Genomic DNA, 18,012 nt, shown 5'->3' on the forward strand with positions numbered 1-18,012 from the left:
TACGCGATGCCGCTGCACGGTGCGTTTCGGCACCGTGTGCGAGGAGCGCAAAAAAACGGGTCGCCTGCGGGCGGCCCGTTTTCTTGTCAGGAGCGGCGCAGGCTGGTTTCCGCTGCTTCCTGTTCGTCCCGGATCGCTGTGCGGCGGTCGTGCTGCTTGCGCCAGCGCGCGAGCGCGTCATCGACGAGTGTGTAGACGACCGGAATCACGAGCAGGCTCAGGAAGGTCGAGGTGACCAGTCCGCCGATCACGGCGATGGCCATGGGGGCGCGGAACGAGGGGTCGACCCCGAGACCCAGCGCGATCGGCAGCATGCCCGCGCCCATCGCAATCGTGGTCATGATGATTGGGCGTGCGCGCTTGTGGCAGGCGTCGATGACCGCGTCGAATCGCGACATGCCGTGATCGCGTCGCGCGACGATCGCGTATTCGACGAGCAGGATGGAGTTCTTGCTGGTGACGCCCATCAGCATGATCAGGCCGATCAGCGAGGGCATCGAGAAGCTGCTGCCGGCGACGAGTAGTGCGACGAAAGCGCCGCCCAGCGCCAGCGGTAGCGCCGCCAAGATGGTTACGGGTTGGGTGAATTCACGAAACAGCAGCACGAGCACGATGTAGATGCATAGCACCCCCGTGAGCATGGCGATGCCAAAGCTCTTGAAGAGGACGCGCATCTCGTCGGCGTCGCCGATCGGCAGCCACGTAACGCCTGGGGGGAGCGCTTTGAGTGCGGGCAACGCGCGGATCTCGGCTTCGATCTCGCCCATGGGGCGGCTTGTGAGCTCGATATCGAAGTTGATGTTGCGCCGGCGGTCGAAGCGGGCGATTTCGGATGGGCCGCTTTCGATGCTGATGTCCGCGACGTTCCCGAGCATGACGTTCCCCTGCCGTGCCGGCACCGGCAGGCGCGCGAGGAGGTCGAGATCGCCGCGTGCGGCTTCGGGCAAGCGCACGACGATGGGTACCTGGCGTTCCGAGAGATTGAGCTTCGCGAGGCCGAAATCGTAGTCGCCGGCAGTCGCGATGCGCAGGGAGTCCGAGATGGCGGCCGCGGTGACGCCGAGATCGGCTGCGCGGGCGAAATTCGGGCGAACGACGACCTCCGGACGCACGAGGCTGGCGCTCGAGGTGATATTGCCGATGCCCTGGATTGTGCGCAGTTCGCGTTCGACCTCCCTCGCCGTACGCGACAGCACCGCGGAATCTTCACCGATCAGCGTGAATACGTATTTCTCCCCGCCCGCGCCGAGCCCGACGCGCACGCGCACGCCGGGCAGGCTGCGCAGGGAATGGCGCAACTGCTCCTCGATCGCCTGCTTGGTGATCGGGCGCTCGCCACGGGGGGTGAGGTTGATCGTGAGTGAGGCCTTGCGGACCTCGGGGGCGCCGCCCAGGCTGAAAGCGTCGGCACCTGCATTGCCGCCGCCGACCGCGGTGTAGACCTGTTTCACGTGGGGGTTCTGCTGGATGATCACGCGGGCCTGTTCGGCTGCACGAAATGTGTCGTTGAAGCGGCTTCCCGGTGGCAGTTCGAGCGACACGAGCGTCTGTGCGAGATCGTCAGGGGGCAGGAACGCGGTGGACAGGAGCGGAATCAGGGCGAGCGAGCCGACGAAGAAACTGGTTGCAGCGAGCATCGTGGCCCAGCGGCGGTTCAGGCAGGTACGCACCCAGCGGAGGTAGGCGGCCATGAGGCGGCCTTCGTGCGTCTTGGGTGGCAAGGGGCGCAGCATGTAGGCGGACATCATCGGGGTAAGCATTCGTGCGACAAGCAGCGAAGCCATCACCGCGAGCGAGGCCGTCCAGCCGAACTGTTTGAAGAACTTGCCTGAGATGCCGCTCATGAAAGCGGTCGGCAGGAACACCGCGACGAGTGTGAAGGTGGTGGCGATGACCGCGAGTCCGATCTCGTCGGCCGCGTCCATCGCCGCCTGATAGGGCGTCTTGCCCATGCGCAGATGGCGCACGATGTTCTCGATCTCGACGATGGCGTCGTCAACGAGGATGCCGATCACGAGCGAGAGCGAAAGCAGCGTCACGACGTTGATCGTGAAGCCAAGATACTCCATGCCGATCAGCGCAGGCAGCACGGAAAGGGGCAGCGCGGTTGCCGCGACGAAGGTCGCGCGCCAGTCACGCAAGAAGAACCATACGACGATCACCGCGAGGATCGCCCCTTCGGCGAGCAGCCAAAGCGAACCGTGGTAACCCTCGCGCACCGGGTCGACGAAGTTGTAGGCCTCGCGAAACCTGATGTCGGGGTGCGTGGCGGAAAGTTCGCGGACCCGCTCGGCGACCCCTGCGCCGACCTCGATCTCGCCGGCTCCGCGTGCACGCACGATCTCGAAACCGACGACCGATTTGCCATCAAGGAGCGCCGCGGAGCGCCGTTCGGCCACCGTGTCCTCGAGTCGGCCGAGGCTGCCCAGGCGCACGTTGCGTCCGTCGCTCAGCACAATTTCCATGTCCGCGAGTTCCGCGGCACTCAGTGCTGTCGCCAACGTCCTGACCGCCTGTTCGCCGCTGCCTAGATCGGCCCGTCCTCCCGAGGATTCCAGCTGGATCCTTCGCAGCTGACGGGAAATGTCCGCGACTGTGACGTTGAGCGCAAGCAGCCGGTCCGGATCGAGTTCGAGACGTACCTCGCGCGTTGCGCCGCCTACGCGGGACACGAGGCCGACGCCGGGAACCGAGAGGAGGGCCTTCGCGACGGTGTTATCGATGAACCACGAAAGTGCCTCTTCGTCTAGTGTCGTGGAAGCGACCGTGTAGGTGACGATCGGTAGGCCGGAAAGGTTGAACCGCTGGATGACCGGGTCGCGCAAGTCGCCCGGCAAGTCGGAGCGCACGCGCGAAAAGGCATCCCGGACGTCGTCGACTGCTTCCTGAACGGGCTTTTCCAAGCGGAAATCGGTCGTGATCGTTGCGACGCCATCCTGGATGCGCGTATAGATGTGCTTGACGTCCTGCAGTGTCGCGATCGAGTTTTCGATCTTGCGCACTACGTCCGTTTCGAGTTGGGCTGGTGCCGCCCCGGGTAGGCTCGCGGTGAGCACGACCATGGGCAGGTCGACATCGGGAAAGTTCTGCACCTTCATGCGTGCGAATGACATCATGCCGAGCAGGCTCAGCAGGATGAACAGAAGCACCCCCGGTACCGGGTTGCGGATCGACCACGCCGAAACGTTCATGTCCCGCGCCTCACTGCTGCGGCGAGGCGGTGGGTGTGGCCGCCGCAAGCTCGACCAGATCGCCGTCGTTGAGGAAGCCGACGCCGCTCTGGGCGAATTGTTCGCCTTCGGCAACACCGGACACAATCTCGATGCGATCACCACGGCGGCGGCCCGGCACCACGCGGACCTGCGTCAGCTTCTTGTCGGGGCCTACCCGGAAGACGTAGGAGAAGCCATCGCGCAGGAGCACTGCGGACTGCGGCAGACTCAGCGATTGCTGAGCCTTCTGGGCGGCCGGCGTAATTTCGCCACTTGCGAACATGCCAGCCTTCGCAGTGCTATCGGCGAGATCGGCATAGACGATTCCATTGCGGGTCTGCGGGTCGATCGACGGTGCGATGCTGCGTACGCGGCCATCGACGGTTTCGCCGCTGGCGAGCTTCAGCGTTGCCGTGTCGCCGGCGCGTATCTGGCCGATGTCGTCGGCCGCGACCTCTGCGCGCCATTCGAGGCGTCCCTGCAGGATGAGGCGGTAGAGTTCCTGTCCCGCCTGCGGGACGGTTCCCATTGTTGCGGCGCGACCGGATATGAGGGCGTCGTCGGGGGCGAGGATGCGGGTTTGCCGGACGCGCAGTTCAGCCAGCTGGACGCGTGCAGCGGCGATTTCGATGCGCGACTTCGCGGTCTGCTCGGCCGTCAGGTACTGCGTGACCTGCTGTTCGCTCATCATGCCCGTCGGCTGGAAGCGCCGGGCGCGGTCCCCGTTGGAGCGCGCTTCGGCGTGCATGGCCCGCGCCTCCTGGAGCTGCGCGCGAGCTTGGGCGAGGTCGGCCTGCACGACGGCGTCGTCGAGGGTCACAAGGATCTGCCCCTTCCTGACCCGGTCGCCAACGTTCGCGTGCACCTGGGCGATGCGCAGTCCCCCGATCTCGCTTCCGACAATGGTCTCCTGCCAGGCGGCAATATTGCCGGTCGCGGGGATCGATCTGCTCCATGCGACCGGCTGCGGGCTGGTGACTTCGACGGTGAGGGCCGGCCGGGCAGCGGACGTCGCGGCGGCGGCGGGGGGCTGTGGCGCATCGGCATTCGGTGCGCTGCACGCCCCGAGGATGGCGAGCGCGGCGGCCGGCAAGAGCGCAGCCAGCCGTTCGGAATGTTGGCGTTTCATCGCGGCAGGGGCTCCCCTGGGGCTGCTGGATATCACCGGGTCTCGAGCGACGCTCGGTGGTGATGCGTCTGGGCACACGAGCGGCGTGCGGACCGGAGGCTTGGCGCACGACGCTCGATAACGGCATATTTAGCCCTCTTGTTCGCCGCTTGGCAACACGCGCGCTATGGCTGAAGCGGAAACCGCCCCGCCGTGGGCCCGTCATGACGGACGAACCGGCGGGCCGGGGCGCTCACGCGTCGGTCTGCAGTTCCTTGGGCAGCGGAAAAGTGACGCGCTCGGGGACCCCTTCGAGGGTCCGAACCGAGCCGCCGCCCAATGCCTTGAGGCGCTCGATGACGGCATCGACGAGCACTTCCGGCGCCGAGGCGCCGGCCGTCACGCCGATGCGCTTCCTGCCTTCGAGCCAGGCCGGGTCGATGCCGTCGGCGTTGTCGATAAGGTGGGCGGGCACGCCGAGCAGTTCGGCCACTTCGCGCAGGCGGTTGGAGTTCGAGCTGTTGCGCGAGCCGACGACGAAGACGAGGTCGACGCGCGGTGCCATGAATTTCACGGCGTCCTGCCGGTTCTGCGTCGCGTAGCAGATGTCGTCCTTCTTCGGTCCGACGATGGCCGGGAAGCGTTCGCGCAGGGCGGCGACGAGGGTGGCCGCGTCGTCCACCGAGAGGGTGGTCTGGGTGACGTAGGCGAGCTTCTCCGGGTCGGCGACCTGCAGTGCCGCGACGTCTTCGACCTTCTCGACGAGGTGGATGCCGTCCTTCACCTGGCCCATCGTACCTTCGACCTCGGGGTGGCCTTTGTGCCCGATCATGACGATCTCGCGGCCCTGCTCGCGCATGCGGGCAACTTCGATGTGCACCTTGGTGACGAGCGGGCAGGTGGCGTCGAACACGCGCAGGCCGCGCTTCTCGGCCTCCGTGCGCACCGCTTGGGGCACGCCGTGGGCGCTGAAGATGACGGTGTTGCCCGCGGGCACCTCGTCGAGTTCCTCGACGAACACGGCGCCCTTGGCGCGCAGGCTGTCGACGACGAATTTATTGTGCACGACTTCGTGGCGCACGTAGATCGGGGCGCCGAAGCGTTCCAGCGCGCGCTCGACGATTTCGATCGCCCGTTCCACCCCGGCGCAGAAGCCGCGCGGGTTGGCGAGCAGGATTTCAGGGTCGTTCATTGTGGTCTCTGTGTCGGGGGCGGGGCGATGGGGTGCCTCAGAGAACGCCGATGATGTCCACCTCGAAGCGGATGGTCTTGCCGGCGAGCGGGTGGTTGAAGTCGACGATCGCGCGGACGTTGTCGATCTCGCGCACGAGGCCGGAGTAACGGGTGCCGTCCGGTGCGCCGAATTCCATGATCGTCATCGGCTCGATCTCCTCGTCGGGCATGTGTTCGCGCTTGACGTGCTCGACGAGGTCCGGGTTGTAGGGGCCGAAAGCCTGCTCCGGCGCCAGCGTGAACTGTTGGCGGGTGCCGACCTCGAGCCCTTCGAGCACGCGCTCGAGACTCGGGAGGAGATCGCCGCAGCCCAGTTGCAGCGTCGCGGGCGTGCCCTCGAAGGTGCTGATGAGCGGCTGGCCGTTTTCCAGTGCGATGCGGTAGTGCAGCGTTACGAGGCTGTTCGGTTGGACGGTCTGCGTCACGAGGGGTTCTCCGGAGTGGTGTTGCGCGGAGCGCGGAACTGCGCCCACAGCATCAGGGCGACGCCGACGGTGATCGCCGAGTCCGCCACGTTGAAGGCCGGCCAGCCATAGCGACCGATGTGGAAATAGAGGAAGTCGACGACGGCGCCGTGCACCAGGCGGTCGATCACGTTGCCCAGCGCCCCGCCGATCAGCAGGCTGAAGGCGAGCGGCTGGAGCGTCTCGCGCTGGTGCTGGCGCAGCAGTGCGAGGAGCCAGCCGCAGACGCCGAGGGCGAGGATGACGAAGAACCAGCGCTGCCAGCCGGAGTGGTCGGCGAGGAAGCTGAACGCCGCGCCCGGGTTGTAGACCAGCACGAGCTGGAAGAAGCCCGTGACCGGAATGGCCTCGCCGAATTCGAGCTTCGACAGCACAAGCCATTTCGTGAGCTGGTCCAGGCCGATCACCAGCGCCGCAAGTTCGAGCCAGCCGAAGAAGCGGCGCGTCAGCGCGGGGGCGCCGCGGGCCGCTTGCGGGGCTGCGGCGGAATCACGCATGGACGCGCGTTTCCCCGGCACCGAACAGGTTGTCGTGGCAGCGGCCGCACAGTTCGGGGTGGTCGGCGTGGCTGCCGACGTCCGCGCGGAAGTGCCAGCAACGACCGCACTTGGCGTGTGCCGACGAGCCCGCGTCGACACCCTCGGTCGCTTCGTCGGCGGCGCGCACGAGCTCGGCGCGCGACGTGATCAGCACGAAGCGCAGGTCGTCGCCGAGGCTCGCCAGCGCGTCGTGCTTTGCACCGCTTGCACGCACGACGACTTCGGCCTGCAGCGAGGAGCCGATCCTGCCTTCAGTGCGCAGGCCTTCGAGGACCTTCTGCACCTTCGCGCGCTCCTCGCGGATCAGCGTCCAGCGGGCGACCTGCGCCTCGCTGTCAGCAAGTGCGGGCAGTTCGTGCCAGGTGTGCAGCATGACGCTGTCTTCACCGTTCTTGCCGATGAGGTGCCAGATCTCCTCGGAGGTGAAGGCGAGGATCGGCGCCATCATGCGGGTGATCGCCTGGGTGATGTGCCACAGTGCCGTCTGCGCGGCGCGTCGCGCGGGCGAGTCCGCCTGGGTGGTGTACAGGCGGTCCTTGAGGATGTCGAGGTAGAACGCGCCGAGGTCTTCCGCGGCGAAGTTCTGCAGCGCCTGGACGATCTTGTGGAATTCGTAGCGCGCGTAGTCGCCGGTGACCTGTTCCTGCAGGCGCTGCGTCAGCGCAAGGGCGTAGTGGTCGATGTCGAGCCACTGCTCGACCGGCACGCCGTCCTTCTCGATGTCGAAGTCGGCGGTGTTGGCGAGCAGGAAACGCAGCGTGTTACGCAGGCGGCGGTAGACCTCGACGACGCGGTCGAGGATCTCCTTCGAGATCGTCAGCTCGCCCGAGTAGTCCGTTGCGGCGACCCACAGGCGCAGGATCTCGGCGCCAAGCTTGTCGGAGACTTCCTGCGGCGCGACGACGTTGCCCTTGGACTTCGACATCTTCTTGCCTTGGCCGTCGACGACGAAGCCGTGGGTCAGCAGGCCGTCGTAGGGGGCGCGGCCATCGACCGCGCAGCCGGTGAGCAGCGACGAGTGGAACCAGCCGCGGTGCTGGTCCGAGCCTTCGAGGTAGAGGTCGGCCGGCCAGCGGCTGACGTCGGCATGCGAGCCGCGCAGCACCGTCCAGTGCGTGGTGCCGGAGTCGAACCAGACGTCGAGGGTGTCGCGCATCTTGTCGTACTGCGCCGCCTCGGCGCCGAGGAATTCGGCGGCGTCAAGCTTGAACCAGGCGTCGATGCCTTCCTTTTCGACGCGCAGCGCGACTTCTTCGAGGAGTTCGAGGCTGCGCGGATGCGGCTCGCCGGTTTCCTTGTCGAGGAACAGCGGGATCGGCACGCCCCAGTTGCGTTGGCGCGACACGCACCAGTCGGGGCGGTTCGCGATCATCGAGTGCAGGCGGGCCTTGCCCCACGACGGGAAGAACTGGGTCTCGTCGATGGCCTTGAGGGCCAGTTCGCGCAGCGTCGGTGCGCCCGGCTCGACCGTTTCGCGGCCGGCCAGGCGGTCCATGCCGACGAACCATTGCGTCGTGGCGCGGTAGATCACCGGCGTCTTGTGGCGCCAGCAGTGCATGTAGCTGTGCGTGAGGTTGCCCGAGGCGAACAGGCTGCCGACCTCGGCGAGCTTCTCGACGATCTTCGGGTTGGCGTCCCACACCGACAGGCCGCCGAAGAAGGGCAGGCTTTCGTGGAACACGCCGTCGCCCTGCACGGGGTTGAGGATGTCGTCGTTGCGCATGCCGTAACGCATGCAGGACTGGAAGTCGTCCAGGCCGTAGGCGGGCGCGCTATGCACGATGCCGGTACCGGCGTCGGCCGCGACGTAGTCGCCGAGGAAAACGGGCGAGATGCGGTCGTAGAAGGGGTGGCGGAACTGGATGCGGTCGAGCGCGACGCCACGGGCGGCAGCGAGCACGCGGCCTTCGAGCTGGTAGCGTTCGAGGGCCGAGGCGCGCAGCTCGGCGGCGAGGATCAGCAGGCCCTTCGGCGTTTCGATCAGTTCGTACATCAGTTCGGGGTGCACGTTGAGCGCCTGATTGGACGGAATCGTCCAGGGCGTCGTGGTCCAGATCACGATGTGGACGGGTTGCTCGGGCAGCGCGTCGAGACCGAAGGCGCGCGCGAGTTTGTCGCGTTCGCTGTCGGCAAGGGGGAAACCGACGTCGATCGCCGGCGACTTCTTGTCCTGGTATTCCACTTCGGCTTCGGCGAGCGCCGAGCCGCAGTCGAAGCACCAGTTCACCGGCTTCAGGCCCTTGAACAGGAAGCCCTTGCGGTACATCTCGCCGAGCGCGCGGATCTCGTCGGCCTCGTTGGAGAACTGCATCGTGCGGTAGGGGTTGTCCCAGTCGCCGAGCACGCCGAGGCGGATGAAGTCCTTCTTCTGGCGCTCGATCTGCTCGCCCGCATACTCGCGGCACAGTTCGCGCGCGCGGTCGGCCGGCAGGTGCTTGCCGTGCTGCTTCTCGATCTGGTGCTCGATCGGCAGGCCGTGGCAGTCCCAGCCGGGCACGTAGGGGGCGTCGAAGCCCGCCATGGTCTTGGAGCGGACGATGATGTCCTTGAGGATCTTGTTCACCGCATGGCCGATGTGGATGTCGCCGTTCGCGTATGGGGGGCCGTCGTGCAGGATGAACTTCGGGCGGCCGGCTGCGGCCTTGCGGATTTTCTGGTAGAGCTTTTTCTGCTGCCATGCGGCGATCCAGCCCGGCTCCCGCTTGGCGAGGTCGCCGCGCATCGGGAAGGGGGTGTCGGGCAGGTTGAGCGTCTTGCGGTAGTCAGCCATGGTGGGTTCGGGCCTCGGTGGCGATCAGGGGCAATTGGTGGGGCAGATCGGGTTGTCGGCGAACCAGGTGCGGGCGTCGGCCGCGTCCTTGGCGATCTGGGCCTTGAGGGCGTCGAGCGAAGCGAACTTCGCCTCGTCGCGCAACTTGTTGAGGAAATGCACGCGCAGGTGGGCGTCGTAGCAGTCGCGGCTCCAGTCGAAGAGGTGCACTTCGAGCGTGGGCTTGCCGGCGCTGGTCACGGACGGCCGCACGCCGATGTTCGCGACGCCGGCGACCGGGGCTTCGCCCAAGCCCTCGACGCTGACCGCGAACACGCCGGCGAGCGCGGGGCGGCGGTGCTTCATCTGGATGTTGGCGGTCGGGAAGCCGAGCTGGCGGCCGATCCGATCGCCGCGGACCACGCGGCCGGCGATGCTGTAGGGGCGTCCGAGCAGGCGCGCGGCGTGGGCGAGATCGCCTTCGGCGAGCGCCTCGCGCACGGCGGAGCTGGAGGCGCGCTCGCCCGCCACGTCGAGCGTGTGCATCGCCTCGACGGCGAAACCCTGTTGCGCGCCGCGTGCCTTCAGCAGCGCGAAGTCGCCCTGGCGGCGCGCGCCGAAGCGGAAGTCGTCGCCGATGATGAGATGGCGCACGCCGAGACCACGCACGAGGATGTCGTCGATGAACTGATCGGCGGTCACCGCGGCGAAGCGGGCATCGAAACGGCAGACGTGCACGCGGTCGACGCCGGCCGCGGCGAGCAGCAGCAGCTTTTCGCGCAGCGAGGCGAGTCGGGCGGGGGCGTCGTCGGGCGAGAAATATTCACGCGGATGGGGCTCGAACGTCATCACCACCGCCGGCAGCGACATTGCGCGCGCGGTGTCGATGAGCATCTGGAGCAGCGCCTGGTGGCCGCGATGCACGCCGTCGAAGTTGCCGATGGTGAGCACCGAGGCGTGTGCGGCGTGCCCGGGAATCCCGCGAAAAACCTGCATAACCGCCTGAAAAAAGCCGTAATTATAACGGCAACGCGCCCGCTCTGGGGGGCGGGCGCAGAAGGTGCTTGCGGGTGCTGTGGAAGCGGGAGGCGGCCGCCCGTGCGGCCTTCATGCCCGGCCCGTCGAATCAGTCGAGCTGTGCGATCTTGGTGCGGCCGAGCGGCGGATTGTCGCGGAAATAAATCCGCAGCCCGCGCAGGATCGCGTTCGCCATCTTGTCTTGGTAGGCGTCGTCGTTGAGCCGCTGCTCTTCCTCGGGATTGCTGATGAACGCTGTTTCCACGAGGATGGAGGGAATGTCCGGCGCCTTCAGTACGGCGAAGCCGGCCTGTTCGACGTGCGCCTTGTGCAGCTTGTTGATGTCGCCCAGCTCGTTGAGCACGGCCTTGCCCAACTTGAGGCTGTCGTTGATCGTCGCGGTCTGCGACAGATCGAGCAGCGTGCGCGCGAGGTGGCCGTCCTGCTTGGCGAGATTGACGCCGCCGATGAGGTCTGCGTCGTTTTCCTTCTGCGCGAGCCAGCGTGCGGCCGAGCTCGATGCGCCGCGCTCGGACAGGACGAAGACGGAGCTGCCGCGTGCATCGGGGCGCACGAAGGCGTCGGCGTGGATCGACACGAAGAGGTCGGACTGCACGCGCCGCGCGCGCGTGACGCGCTGGCTCAGCGGCACGAAGTAGTCGCCGTCGCGTGTGAGCACCGCGCGCATGTTCGGCTCGGCGTCGATCTTCTGCTTGAGGCGGCGTGCGATCGAGAGCGTGACGTTCTTCTCGTAGCTGCCGCGTGCGCCGACCGCGCCCGGATCTTCGCCGCCGTGGCCGGGGTCGAGCACGATGGTGACGAGGCGGTTGGCGGCCGGGCGCTTGGAACGCCGGGTTCCGGACGCCTGCTCGGCGGGGTCGGGGCGCGCGATCTGTGCGGGCGCATCGGTGGACGTCTGTGCGTCGCCCGTCTGTCCCGCCGCGGCGTCCATCGGCGAGGATTTCTCGATCAGGGCGAGCAGCGGATCGACCGGCGTCGTGGGATACAGGTCGACCACGAGGCGATGGCCGTAGTTGCCGACCGGCGCGAGCGTGAACACCTGCGGGTTGATCTCGCTCTTCAGTTCGACCACCAGGCGCACGACGCCAGGGCGGTTGCGCCCGGCGCGGATCAGCTTGATGTAGGGGTCCGAGTCGAGCACCTTGGACGGCAGCGACTGCAGCACGCTGTCGAACTCGACCCCTTCGAGGTCGACGACGAGGCGGTGCGGGTCGGTGACGAGCAGGTGGGTGAACTTGAGCTGCGAGTTCCCTTCGATCGTGACGCGCGTGTATTCAGCCGCGGGCCACACGCGTACCGCGAGGAGGCTGGTCGCGGCCATGCCGACGGGGCTGACGAGCAGCGCCAGCGTCGCGCCGGCGAATTTCAGCAGGTCGCGTCGCGTCACGCCGGGCGCGGCAGTCATGTCGGGTTCCGGGTCAGCTCCGAATCCAGTTTGCGTATGCATGTCCGTCCTGCCTCCGTCAGTGCCAGCGCTTCGAGGCGCCGACCCGGGCCGGATACGGTGAGGCGGATTTCGAGGTCCGGTGCGGCAATGTAAGGCGCCGCCTTGTCCGGCCATTCCACCAGACATACCCCGTTTCCGTCGAAGTATTCGTCCAGCCCTGCTTCCAGATATTCTTCTGGGACTGCGAAGCGATAAAAATCAAAGTGATATAAGTGTAATCTAGAAACAATATAAGGTTCAATCAAGGTGTACGTCGGACTTTTCACCTTTCCCTCGTGACCGAGGGCACGCAGCACCCCTCTCACCAGCGTCGTCTTGCCGGCTCCGAGGTCGCCGCGCAGGTAGATGACGAGGCCCGCATGCAGGGCTGTGGCGAGGGCGGCACCCGCGCTTGCGGTGTCGGATTCGTCGTCGAGGTGCGCAGAGAACGGGCTGCTATCATCTACCCGGTGATGAACGTGAATCATGATGAAGTTCCTGAGGATGTCGCTCCCGACGCGTTCCTGAGCGCGCTCGTCGGGCGGATGAAGGTATGGGCCGGCGAGCTGGGCTTCGCCGACCTGGCCGTGTCCGGTGTGGATCTGTCGTCGGCCGAGCCCGGGCTGGAAGCCTGGCTGGCGGACGGTTTCCACGGAGAGATGGATTATATGGCGCGGCACGGCATGATGCGGGCGCGCCCGGCGGACCTGGTGCCGGGCACGCTGCGCGTTGTGAGCATGCGCATGAACTACTGGCCCCGCGCGGCAGACGCGCAATCGGCGCTGGACGACCCGCAGCGCGCCTACGTGTCGCGCTACGCGCTGGGGCGCGATTACCACAAGCTGATGCGCAACCGCCTGCAGAAGCTCGCGGAGCGCATCGCCGCCGAGGCGCCGCACGGTTTCCGGGTGTTCGTCGATTCCGCGCCGGTCCTCGAGGTCGAACTCGCGAGCCGGTCCGGACTCGGCTGGCGCGGCAAGCACACCTTGCTGCTGAATCGCCGCGCCGGCTCGTACTTCTTCCTCGGCGAGATCTTCACCGACCTGCCGCTGCCGCTCGACGCCCCCGAGACGCCGCATTGCGGCAGCTGCCGCGCCTGCCTGGACGCGTGCCCGACCGGTGCGATCGTCGCGCCCTATCGGGTCGACGCACGGCGCTGCATCTCCTACCTGACGATCGAGCTCAAGGGCGCGATTCCGGAGGCGCTGCGACCGCTGATCGGCAACCGCATCTACGGCTGCGACGACTGCCAGCTCGTGTGCCCGTGGAATCGCTTCGCGCAGCTCGGCGCGGAAGCGGACTTCGCGCCGCGCCACGGGCTCGACGAGGCGAGTCTGGCCGAGCTGTTCGCGTGGAGCGAGAGCGAGTTCCGGGAACGGATGGCGGGCAGCGCGATTCATCGCATCGGCTTCGAGCGCTGGTTGCGCAATCTTGCGGTGGCGCTGGGCAACGCGCCCGGCACGCCGGTGGTGCTGGATGCGCTGCGGGCGCGGGCGGACGACCCGTCGGCGCTCGTGCGCGAGCATGTCGCCTGGGCGCTGGAGCGGCACGGGCTACGGCAGGGGTGAGCTTGCGTTAAAATCCGTTTTTGTCCTGACCTGGTTTCTGCATTGGACTCCTCCCGACCCATAGGTGTATTCGATTCCGGCATCGGCGGACTGACCGTCGTGCGCGCCCTGATGGAGCGGCTGCCGCTCGAACGCATCGTGTATTTCGGTGACACCGCGCGGGTGCCCTACGGCGTCAAGTCCGTCGCGACCATCGAACACTTCACCGCGCAGATCACCGAGTTCCTGCTGCAGCAGGACGTCAAGATGCTGATTGTCGCGTGCAACACGATGGCGGCGGTGGCGGCCGACGTGGTGCGGCGCCTGGCGCGCGACATCCCGGTGCTCGACGTGATCGAGGCGGGCGCGCATGCGGCCGTCGCGGAGTCGAACGGGCGCGGGATCGGCGTGATCGGCACGCCGACGACGATCAACAGCAATGCCTATGCGCGGCGCATCCATGCGCTGGATCCCGGCGTACGGGTGTATTCGCAGGCCTGCCCGCTGTTCGTGCCGCTGGTCGAGGAGGGCTGGCTGGATCATCCGGTGACGCGGCTGACGGCGCAGGAATACCTGAAGCCGGTGCTCGCCGAGGAAGTTGGCAGCCTCGTTCTTGGCTGCACTCACTATCCATTGCTGAAACCGCTGCTGCGCGATGTCGTCGGTCCGGGCGTGCGCCTGGTCGATTCCGCGATCACGACGGCGGAGTTGGCGGCCGCGAAGCTGATGGAACTCGGCATCGCCAGCACTCACGCAGGGCCGACGGCTTATCGCTTCGTCGTCACCGATGTGCCCTTGCGCTTCCAGACGATAGGCGAGCGCTTTCTCGGGCGCTCGCTCGGCACCGTCGAAAAGGTCGAGTGGTAGGACGTCCGTCCAGGGCCGTCAGCGCTCGGGGCCGGTTGCGACGGGACGCGCCGGATCGGCGCACCATTCGCTCCACGAGCCCGCGTAGAGACGCGAGCCGGTCAGTCCCGCGGACTCCATCGCCAGCAGGTTGTGGCAGGCGGTGACGCCCGAGCCACACTGGTGGACGACGCGGTGGGCGTCGCCGCCCTTCAGCAGCGCGCCGAACTCTTCGCGCAGGACCGAAGCCTGTTTGAAGTGTCCGCGGCCGTCGAGGTTGTCGCGGAAGAAGCGGTTGATCGCGCCGGGAATGTGTCCGGCGACGGGGTCCAGCGTCTCGTTCTCGCCGCGGTAGCGGTCCGGGCTGCGGGCGTCGATCAGCAGCATCTCGGGGTGTTGCAGGTGCTCGAGGACATAGGCCGCATCCACGACTTCGGGACGCAGCGAGACGCGGAAGCTCTGGGGGACCGGTTCGGGGACTTTCGCGGTGAGGGCCTGGCCGGCTTCCAGCCATGCGACCAGTCCGCCGTCGAGGACTGCCGCACAGTGGTGTCCGATCCAGCGCATCATCCACCACAGGCGCGCGGCGAACATGCCGCCGGCGTCGTCATAGGCGACGACCTGGGTTTCGTTGCCGACGCCCGCCCGCGCGAGGCGCTGCGCGAATACTGCGGGGTCGGGCAGCGGATGGCGGCCGTTCGTTCCCGTCAGCGGGCTCGACAGGTCTTCGTCGATGTGCAGGAAGCGCGCGCCCGGGATGTGGGCGCGGGCGTAGACATCGCGGCCGAAGTCGCGGTTCGCGAGGTCGTGGCGGCAGTCGAAGATCACCCAGGCGGGATCATCGAGATGCTGGGCGAGCTCGTGGGCGCTGATCAGCGTGCTGTACGAGGCGGAGCCGCCGGACGCGGAATTGCTCACTGTGCCGGCTCCTCGGTCGCCTCGAGCCAGGTGCGCGCTTCGGTTTCGTCGTCGAAGACGAGCACTTCGGCGTCGACGAAGATCTGCGAGATCCACGCGCTCCACGTCAGCCACTGGTCCTGCGTGAGCACCGCGACGCGGCGGAAGTCGTGCGCGTGCTTGCGCGAGAACTTGATCTCCTCCCACGCGACGTCGAGCGTGAAACCGGCCATTTCGCGCAGGTCGAAAAGCAGGCTCACCGGGCCCTCGAACTGGATCTTGTAATTGACCAGTTCTTCGAACTCCTTGTAGTCCGCGAGGGTGAATTCGCCGAACACGGCAACGGCGACCAGATTGGGGCGATGGTCCGTTGTGATCATGACTGCCTCCGCATGGCGACTGGATTATGCAGACTACTATATCCCCGGGCGGTAGCCGCTTCAATCGGGGCTGCGGCCGCCAGGTGCCGCCGCGGCGGGGAGCGCTTGCGGCGCCGGGCGCGCGGCGACCGACACGGCCGCGCCGCTGGCGATGATCAGCACGATGGCGATCCATGCGTCGAGCGGGAGGATTTCGTCCCACAGCAGGACGCCGAAAAGGCTCGAGAAGATCACCGTAGTGTAGGCCAGATTGGCCGCGACGATGGTCTTGCCGAAGCGATAGGCTCGGGTCATCGCGAGCTGGGCCAGCGCGCCGAACAGGCCGACGCCCGCGAGCGCCGCGCCGCCCTGCAGGTCGATGGCGCTCAGCTCGCCGGACAGCGCCCAGGGGATGCCGAGCAGGGTGGTGATCGCCGAGAACCACAGCACCGTCCGCGCCTCGGGTTCGCCGGCGCGTCCGAGTTCGCGCACGTTGATGTAGGCCAGACTCGCGACGAGGCCGGAGCCGAGGCCTGCGCAGGCGCCCAGCCATTGTTCGGCCTGCAGCGTGGGCTTGAGCAGCAGGATGACGCCGACGAAGCCCAGTGCGACCGAAGCGATCACCGGGCCGCGCAGTCGCTCGCGGAACCACAGGGCGAGCAGCAGGGCGACGAAGATCGGCGAGGTGTAATTGAGCGTAACGGCCGTCGCCAGCGGCAGGGCGCTGATCGCGTAGAAGTAGCACATCAGCGCCGCACAGCCCGACAAGGCACGGGTGATCTGCAGCCGCCAGTGCGGCGTGTGCAGCGGCACGCCCTGGATGCGCGCGATAAGTGCGACGACCAGCAGGCCGACGAAACCGCGGTAGAACACGAGCTCCCCGGTGGAAAAAATGCCGGCGCCGAGCTTGACGCATAACCCCATGCAGGCGAAGAGAACGCTGGCGACGATCATCCAGAGGGATTGCATGGCGGCTTGTTGCGGTGCAGCGAAAGGCGATATTGAACCACATGCGGGCCGGGTGCGCGAGAGCGGGGAGGGATGGTCACGCGCGCTGCGCCGCGGTAGGCTTGCGTCATCGCGGGTCTTTGCGGGGATGGCATGAGCTGGCTGCTGGCGCTGGATCAGGGAACGACGAGTTCGCGGGCCATGGTGTTCGATGCCGACGGGCGCGTGCGCGGGGTCGCGCAGAAGGCCTTCGCCCAGTCCTTTCCGCAGCCGGGCTGGGTCGAGCACGATCCGGACGAAATCCTTGCGTCGCAACTGGACTGTGCGCGTGCCGCGCTCGCCGACGCCGGGATCGGCGCTCGCGACCTGGCGGCCCTCGGCATCACGAACCAGCGCGAGACGACCATCCTGTGGGAGCGCTCGAGCGGCCGGGCGCTCGCGCCCGCGATCGTGTGGCAGGACCGCCGCACCGCCGCCGAGTGCGACCGCCTGCGCGCGGCAGGACATGCGGAGCGGATCCGTGAGCGTACCGGCCTGGAGCTCGATGCCTACTTCTCGGCGACCAAGCTCGCCTGGCTGCTGGACAATGTGCCGGGCGCGCGAAGGCGGGCGGAGGCCGGCGAGTTGGCCTTCGGCACCGTCGACAGCTGGTTGGTGTGGCACCTGAGCGGCGGCGCATTGCACGTGACCGACCCGGGCAACGCCGCACGCACGATGCTGTTCAACATCCACACCGTTGGCTGGGATGACGAGCTCCTCGCGCTGTTCGACATTCCGCGCGCGTTGTTGCCGCGGGTCGTCGATAGCAGCGGCGTGTGCGGCACGACGCGTGCCGAGGTGCTCGGCGCTGCCGTACCGATCGCTGGCATCGCCGGCGACCAGCAGGCCGCAACGTTCGGCCAGGCCTGCTTCACGCCCGGTATGGCGAAGAACACCTACGGGACCGGCTGCTTCCTGCTCATGAACACCGGCGACGCCATCGTCGCCTCGACCAACCGCCTGCTGACGACCGTCGGCTGGCGTGCAGGCGGGCGGACCAGCTATGCGCTGGAAGGCAGCATCTTCATGGGCGGGGCGATCGTGCAATGGGTGCGCGACGGCCTCGGACTGATTCGGCATTCGGGCGAGATCGAGGCGCTCGCCGCGAGCGTTCCGGACAGCGGCGGCGTCGTGCTGGTCCCGGCCTTCACCGGGCTGGGCGCGCCGTACTGGGACGCGTACGCGCGCGGTGCCCTGTTCGGGCTGACGCGTGGCACCGGCGCCGCCCATATCGCGCGCGCGGCGCTGGAGGCGATCGCGCTGCAGACGGTGGATCTGGTCGCGGCGATGGATCGCGACGGCGCCGGGCCCCTGACGGAGCTGCGTGTCGATGGCGGCGCGGCGGCGAACGACCTGCTGATGCAGATGCAGGCCGATCTGCTCGGCGTACCCGTCGTGCGTCCGCAGATGCTGGAGACGACGGCGCTGGGAGCCGCCTACCTTGCCGGTCTGGGCGTCGGCGTGTGGTCGGGAGCGGACGAGGTCGCGGCGCATTGGTGTGCGGAGCGGCGTTTCGAGCCGGCGATGGATGCGGGGCGGCGCGAGGCGCTGATCGCCCGCTGGCATCGGGCCGTCGAGCGCGCGCGCGGCTGGGCCGAAGCGTGAGC

The 18,012-nt window shown here is 67.5% G+C and carries 15 protein-coding genes; 3 read left to right on the forward strand and 12 right to left on the reverse strand.

The genetic code is table 11. The features are described 5' to 3' along the window. Positions 1–86: 86 nt before the first annotated feature. The 9 genes from GPA27_RS05620 to tsaE form a co-directional block, all read right to left on the reverse strand. The gene (locus GPA27_RS05620; RefSeq protein ID WP_169138417.1) at positions 87–3,191 is read right to left on the reverse strand and encodes an efflux RND transporter permease subunit; all 3,105 of its coding nucleotides are present in this window, start codon (positions 3,189–3,191) and stop codon (positions 87–89) included. Between the two features lie 10 nt (positions 3,192–3,201). After that, positions 3,202–4,341, reverse strand: coding sequence for an efflux RND transporter periplasmic adaptor subunit (locus GPA27_RS05625; RefSeq protein WP_169138419.1), 1,140 nt, complete (start codon positions 4,339–4,341; stop codon positions 3,202–3,204). 232 nt (positions 4,342–4,573) lie between these two features. After that, complete coding sequence (ispH, locus tag GPA27_RS05630) at positions 4,574–5,512, reverse strand: 4-hydroxy-3-methylbut-2-enyl diphosphate reductase (protein WP_169138421.1); 939 nt, start codon at positions 5,510–5,512, stop codon at positions 4,574–4,576. A gap of 37 nt (positions 5,513–5,549) precedes the next feature. Continuing rightward, complete coding sequence (locus GPA27_RS05635) at positions 5,550–5,978, reverse strand: FKBP-type peptidyl-prolyl cis-trans isomerase (protein WP_169138423.1); 429 nt, start codon at positions 5,976–5,978, stop codon at positions 5,550–5,552. Continuing rightward, a complete protein-coding gene (gene lspA / locus GPA27_RS05640; RefSeq protein ID WP_211164846.1) occupies positions 5,975–6,514 on the reverse strand; it encodes a signal peptidase II in 540 nt (179 codons plus the stop codon). Before lspA ends, GPA27_RS05635 begins: the two co-directional genes overlap by 4 nt. Then, positions 6,507–9,326, reverse strand: coding sequence for an isoleucine--tRNA ligase (gene ileS / locus GPA27_RS05645; RefSeq protein WP_169138425.1), 2,820 nt, complete (start codon positions 9,324–9,326; stop codon positions 6,507–6,509). The genes lspA and ileS overlap by 8 nt, the downstream gene beginning before the upstream one ends. Positions 9,327–9,350: 24 nt before the next feature. Continuing rightward, entirely contained in the window at positions 9,351–10,301 is a 951-nt protein-coding gene (locus GPA27_RS05650) for a bifunctional riboflavin kinase/FAD synthetase (protein ID WP_169138427.1), read from the reverse strand. 130 nt (positions 10,302–10,431) lie between these two features. After that, positions 10,432–11,748 carry an N-acetylmuramoyl-L-alanine amidase gene (locus GPA27_RS05655; protein WP_169138429.1) on the reverse strand — a complete coding sequence of 439 codons (1,317 nt, stop codon included), beginning with the start codon at positions 11,746–11,748 and terminating at the stop codon, positions 10,432–10,434. After that, the gene (tsaE, locus tag GPA27_RS05660) at positions 11,745–12,257 is read right to left on the reverse strand and encodes a tRNA (adenosine(37)-N6)-threonylcarbamoyltransferase complex ATPase subunit type 1 TsaE (RefSeq protein ID WP_169138431.1); all 513 of its coding nucleotides are present in this window, start codon (positions 12,255–12,257) and stop codon (positions 11,745–11,747) included. The genes GPA27_RS05655 and tsaE overlap by 4 nt, the downstream gene beginning before the upstream one ends. Here tsaE and queG point away from each other — a divergent pair. Further along, positions 12,243–13,337, forward strand: coding sequence for a tRNA epoxyqueuosine(34) reductase QueG (gene queG / locus GPA27_RS05665; protein ID WP_169138433.1), 1,095 nt, complete (start codon positions 12,243–12,245; stop codon positions 13,335–13,337). The two genes, tsaE and queG, sit on opposite strands and share 15 nt — an antisense overlap. Positions 13,338–13,379: 42 nt before the next feature. Continuing rightward, complete coding sequence (murI, locus tag GPA27_RS05670) at positions 13,380–14,183, forward strand: glutamate racemase (RefSeq protein WP_211164847.1); 804 nt, start codon at positions 13,380–13,382, stop codon at positions 14,181–14,183. Positions 14,184–14,201: 18 nt separating this feature from the next. Here murI and GPA27_RS05675 read toward each other — a convergent pair whose 3' ends face one another. From GPA27_RS05675 to GPA27_RS05685, 3 genes are read right to left on the reverse strand one after another with little or no spacing between them, the layout of a single operon-like run. Beyond that, positions 14,202–15,080, reverse strand: coding sequence for a sulfurtransferase (locus GPA27_RS05675; RefSeq protein ID WP_169138435.1), 879 nt, complete (start codon positions 15,078–15,080; stop codon positions 14,202–14,204). Continuing rightward, complete coding sequence (locus GPA27_RS05680; protein ID WP_169138437.1) at positions 15,077–15,439, reverse strand: SpoIIAA family protein; 363 nt, start codon at positions 15,437–15,439, stop codon at positions 15,077–15,079. The genes GPA27_RS05675 and GPA27_RS05680 overlap by 4 nt, the downstream gene beginning before the upstream one ends. Before the next feature lie 60 nt (positions 15,440–15,499). After that, a complete protein-coding gene (locus GPA27_RS05685; protein WP_169138439.1) occupies positions 15,500–16,387 on the reverse strand; it encodes a DMT family transporter in 888 nt (295 codons plus the stop codon). A 132-nt stretch (positions 16,388–16,519) separates the two neighbouring features. Between GPA27_RS05685 and glpK the strand changes: the two genes are divergently transcribed. Further along, entirely contained in the window at positions 16,520–18,010 is a 1,491-nt protein-coding gene (glpK, locus tag GPA27_RS05690) for a glycerol kinase GlpK (RefSeq protein ID WP_169138441.1), read from the forward strand. Positions 18,011–18,012 lie beyond the last annotated feature (2 nt).

Source organism: Aromatoleum toluolicum (assembly GCF_012911005.2).
GTDB classification, from domain to species: domain Bacteria; phylum Pseudomonadota; class Gammaproteobacteria; order Burkholderiales; family Rhodocyclaceae; genus Aromatoleum; species Aromatoleum toluolicum.

Bases quoted from the DNA above. Each gene is read 5' to 3' on its own strand.
- GPA27_RS05620 (WP_169138417.1), bottom strand. From the start codon at position 3,191: ATGAACGTTTCGGCGTGGTCGATCCGCAACCCGGTACCGGGGGTGCTT.
- GPA27_RS05625 (WP_169138419.1), bottom strand. From the start codon at position 4,341: ATGAAACGCCAACATTCCGAACGGCTGGCTGCGCTCTTGCCGGCCGCC.
- ispH (WP_169138421.1), bottom strand. From the start codon at position 5,512: ATGAACGACCCTGAAATCCTGCTCGCCAACCCGCGCGGCTTCTGCGCC.
- lspA (WP_211164846.1), bottom strand. From the start codon at position 6,514: ATGCGTGATTCCGCCGCAGCCCCGCAAGCGGCCCGCGGCGCCCCCGCG.
- ileS (WP_169138425.1), bottom strand. From the start codon at position 9,326: ATGGCTGACTACCGCAAGACGCTCAACCTGCCCGACACCCCCTTCCCG.
- GPA27_RS05650 (WP_169138427.1), bottom strand. From the start codon at position 10,301: ATGCAGGTTTTTCGCGGGATTCCCGGGCACGCCGCACACGCCTCGGTG.
- GPA27_RS05655 (WP_169138429.1), bottom strand. From the start codon at position 11,748: ATGACTGCCGCGCCCGGCGTGACGCGACGCGACCTGCTGAAATTCGCC.
- queG (WP_169138433.1), top strand. From the start codon at position 12,243: ATGAACGTGAATCATGATGAAGTTCCTGAGGATGTCGCTCCCGACGCG.
- tsaE (WP_169138431.1), bottom strand. From the start codon at position 12,257: ATGATTCACGTTCATCACCGGGTAGATGATAGCAGCCCGTTCTCTGCG.
- GPA27_RS05680 (WP_169138437.1), bottom strand. From the start codon at position 15,439: ATGATCACAACGGACCATCGCCCCAATCTGGTCGCCGTTGCCGTGTTC.
- GPA27_RS05685 (WP_169138439.1), bottom strand. From the start codon at position 16,387: ATGCAATCCCTCTGGATGATCGTCGCCAGCGTTCTCTTCGCCTGCATG.
- glpK (WP_169138441.1), top strand. From the start codon at position 16,520: ATGAGCTGGCTGCTGGCGCTGGATCAGGGAACGACGAGTTCGCGGGCC.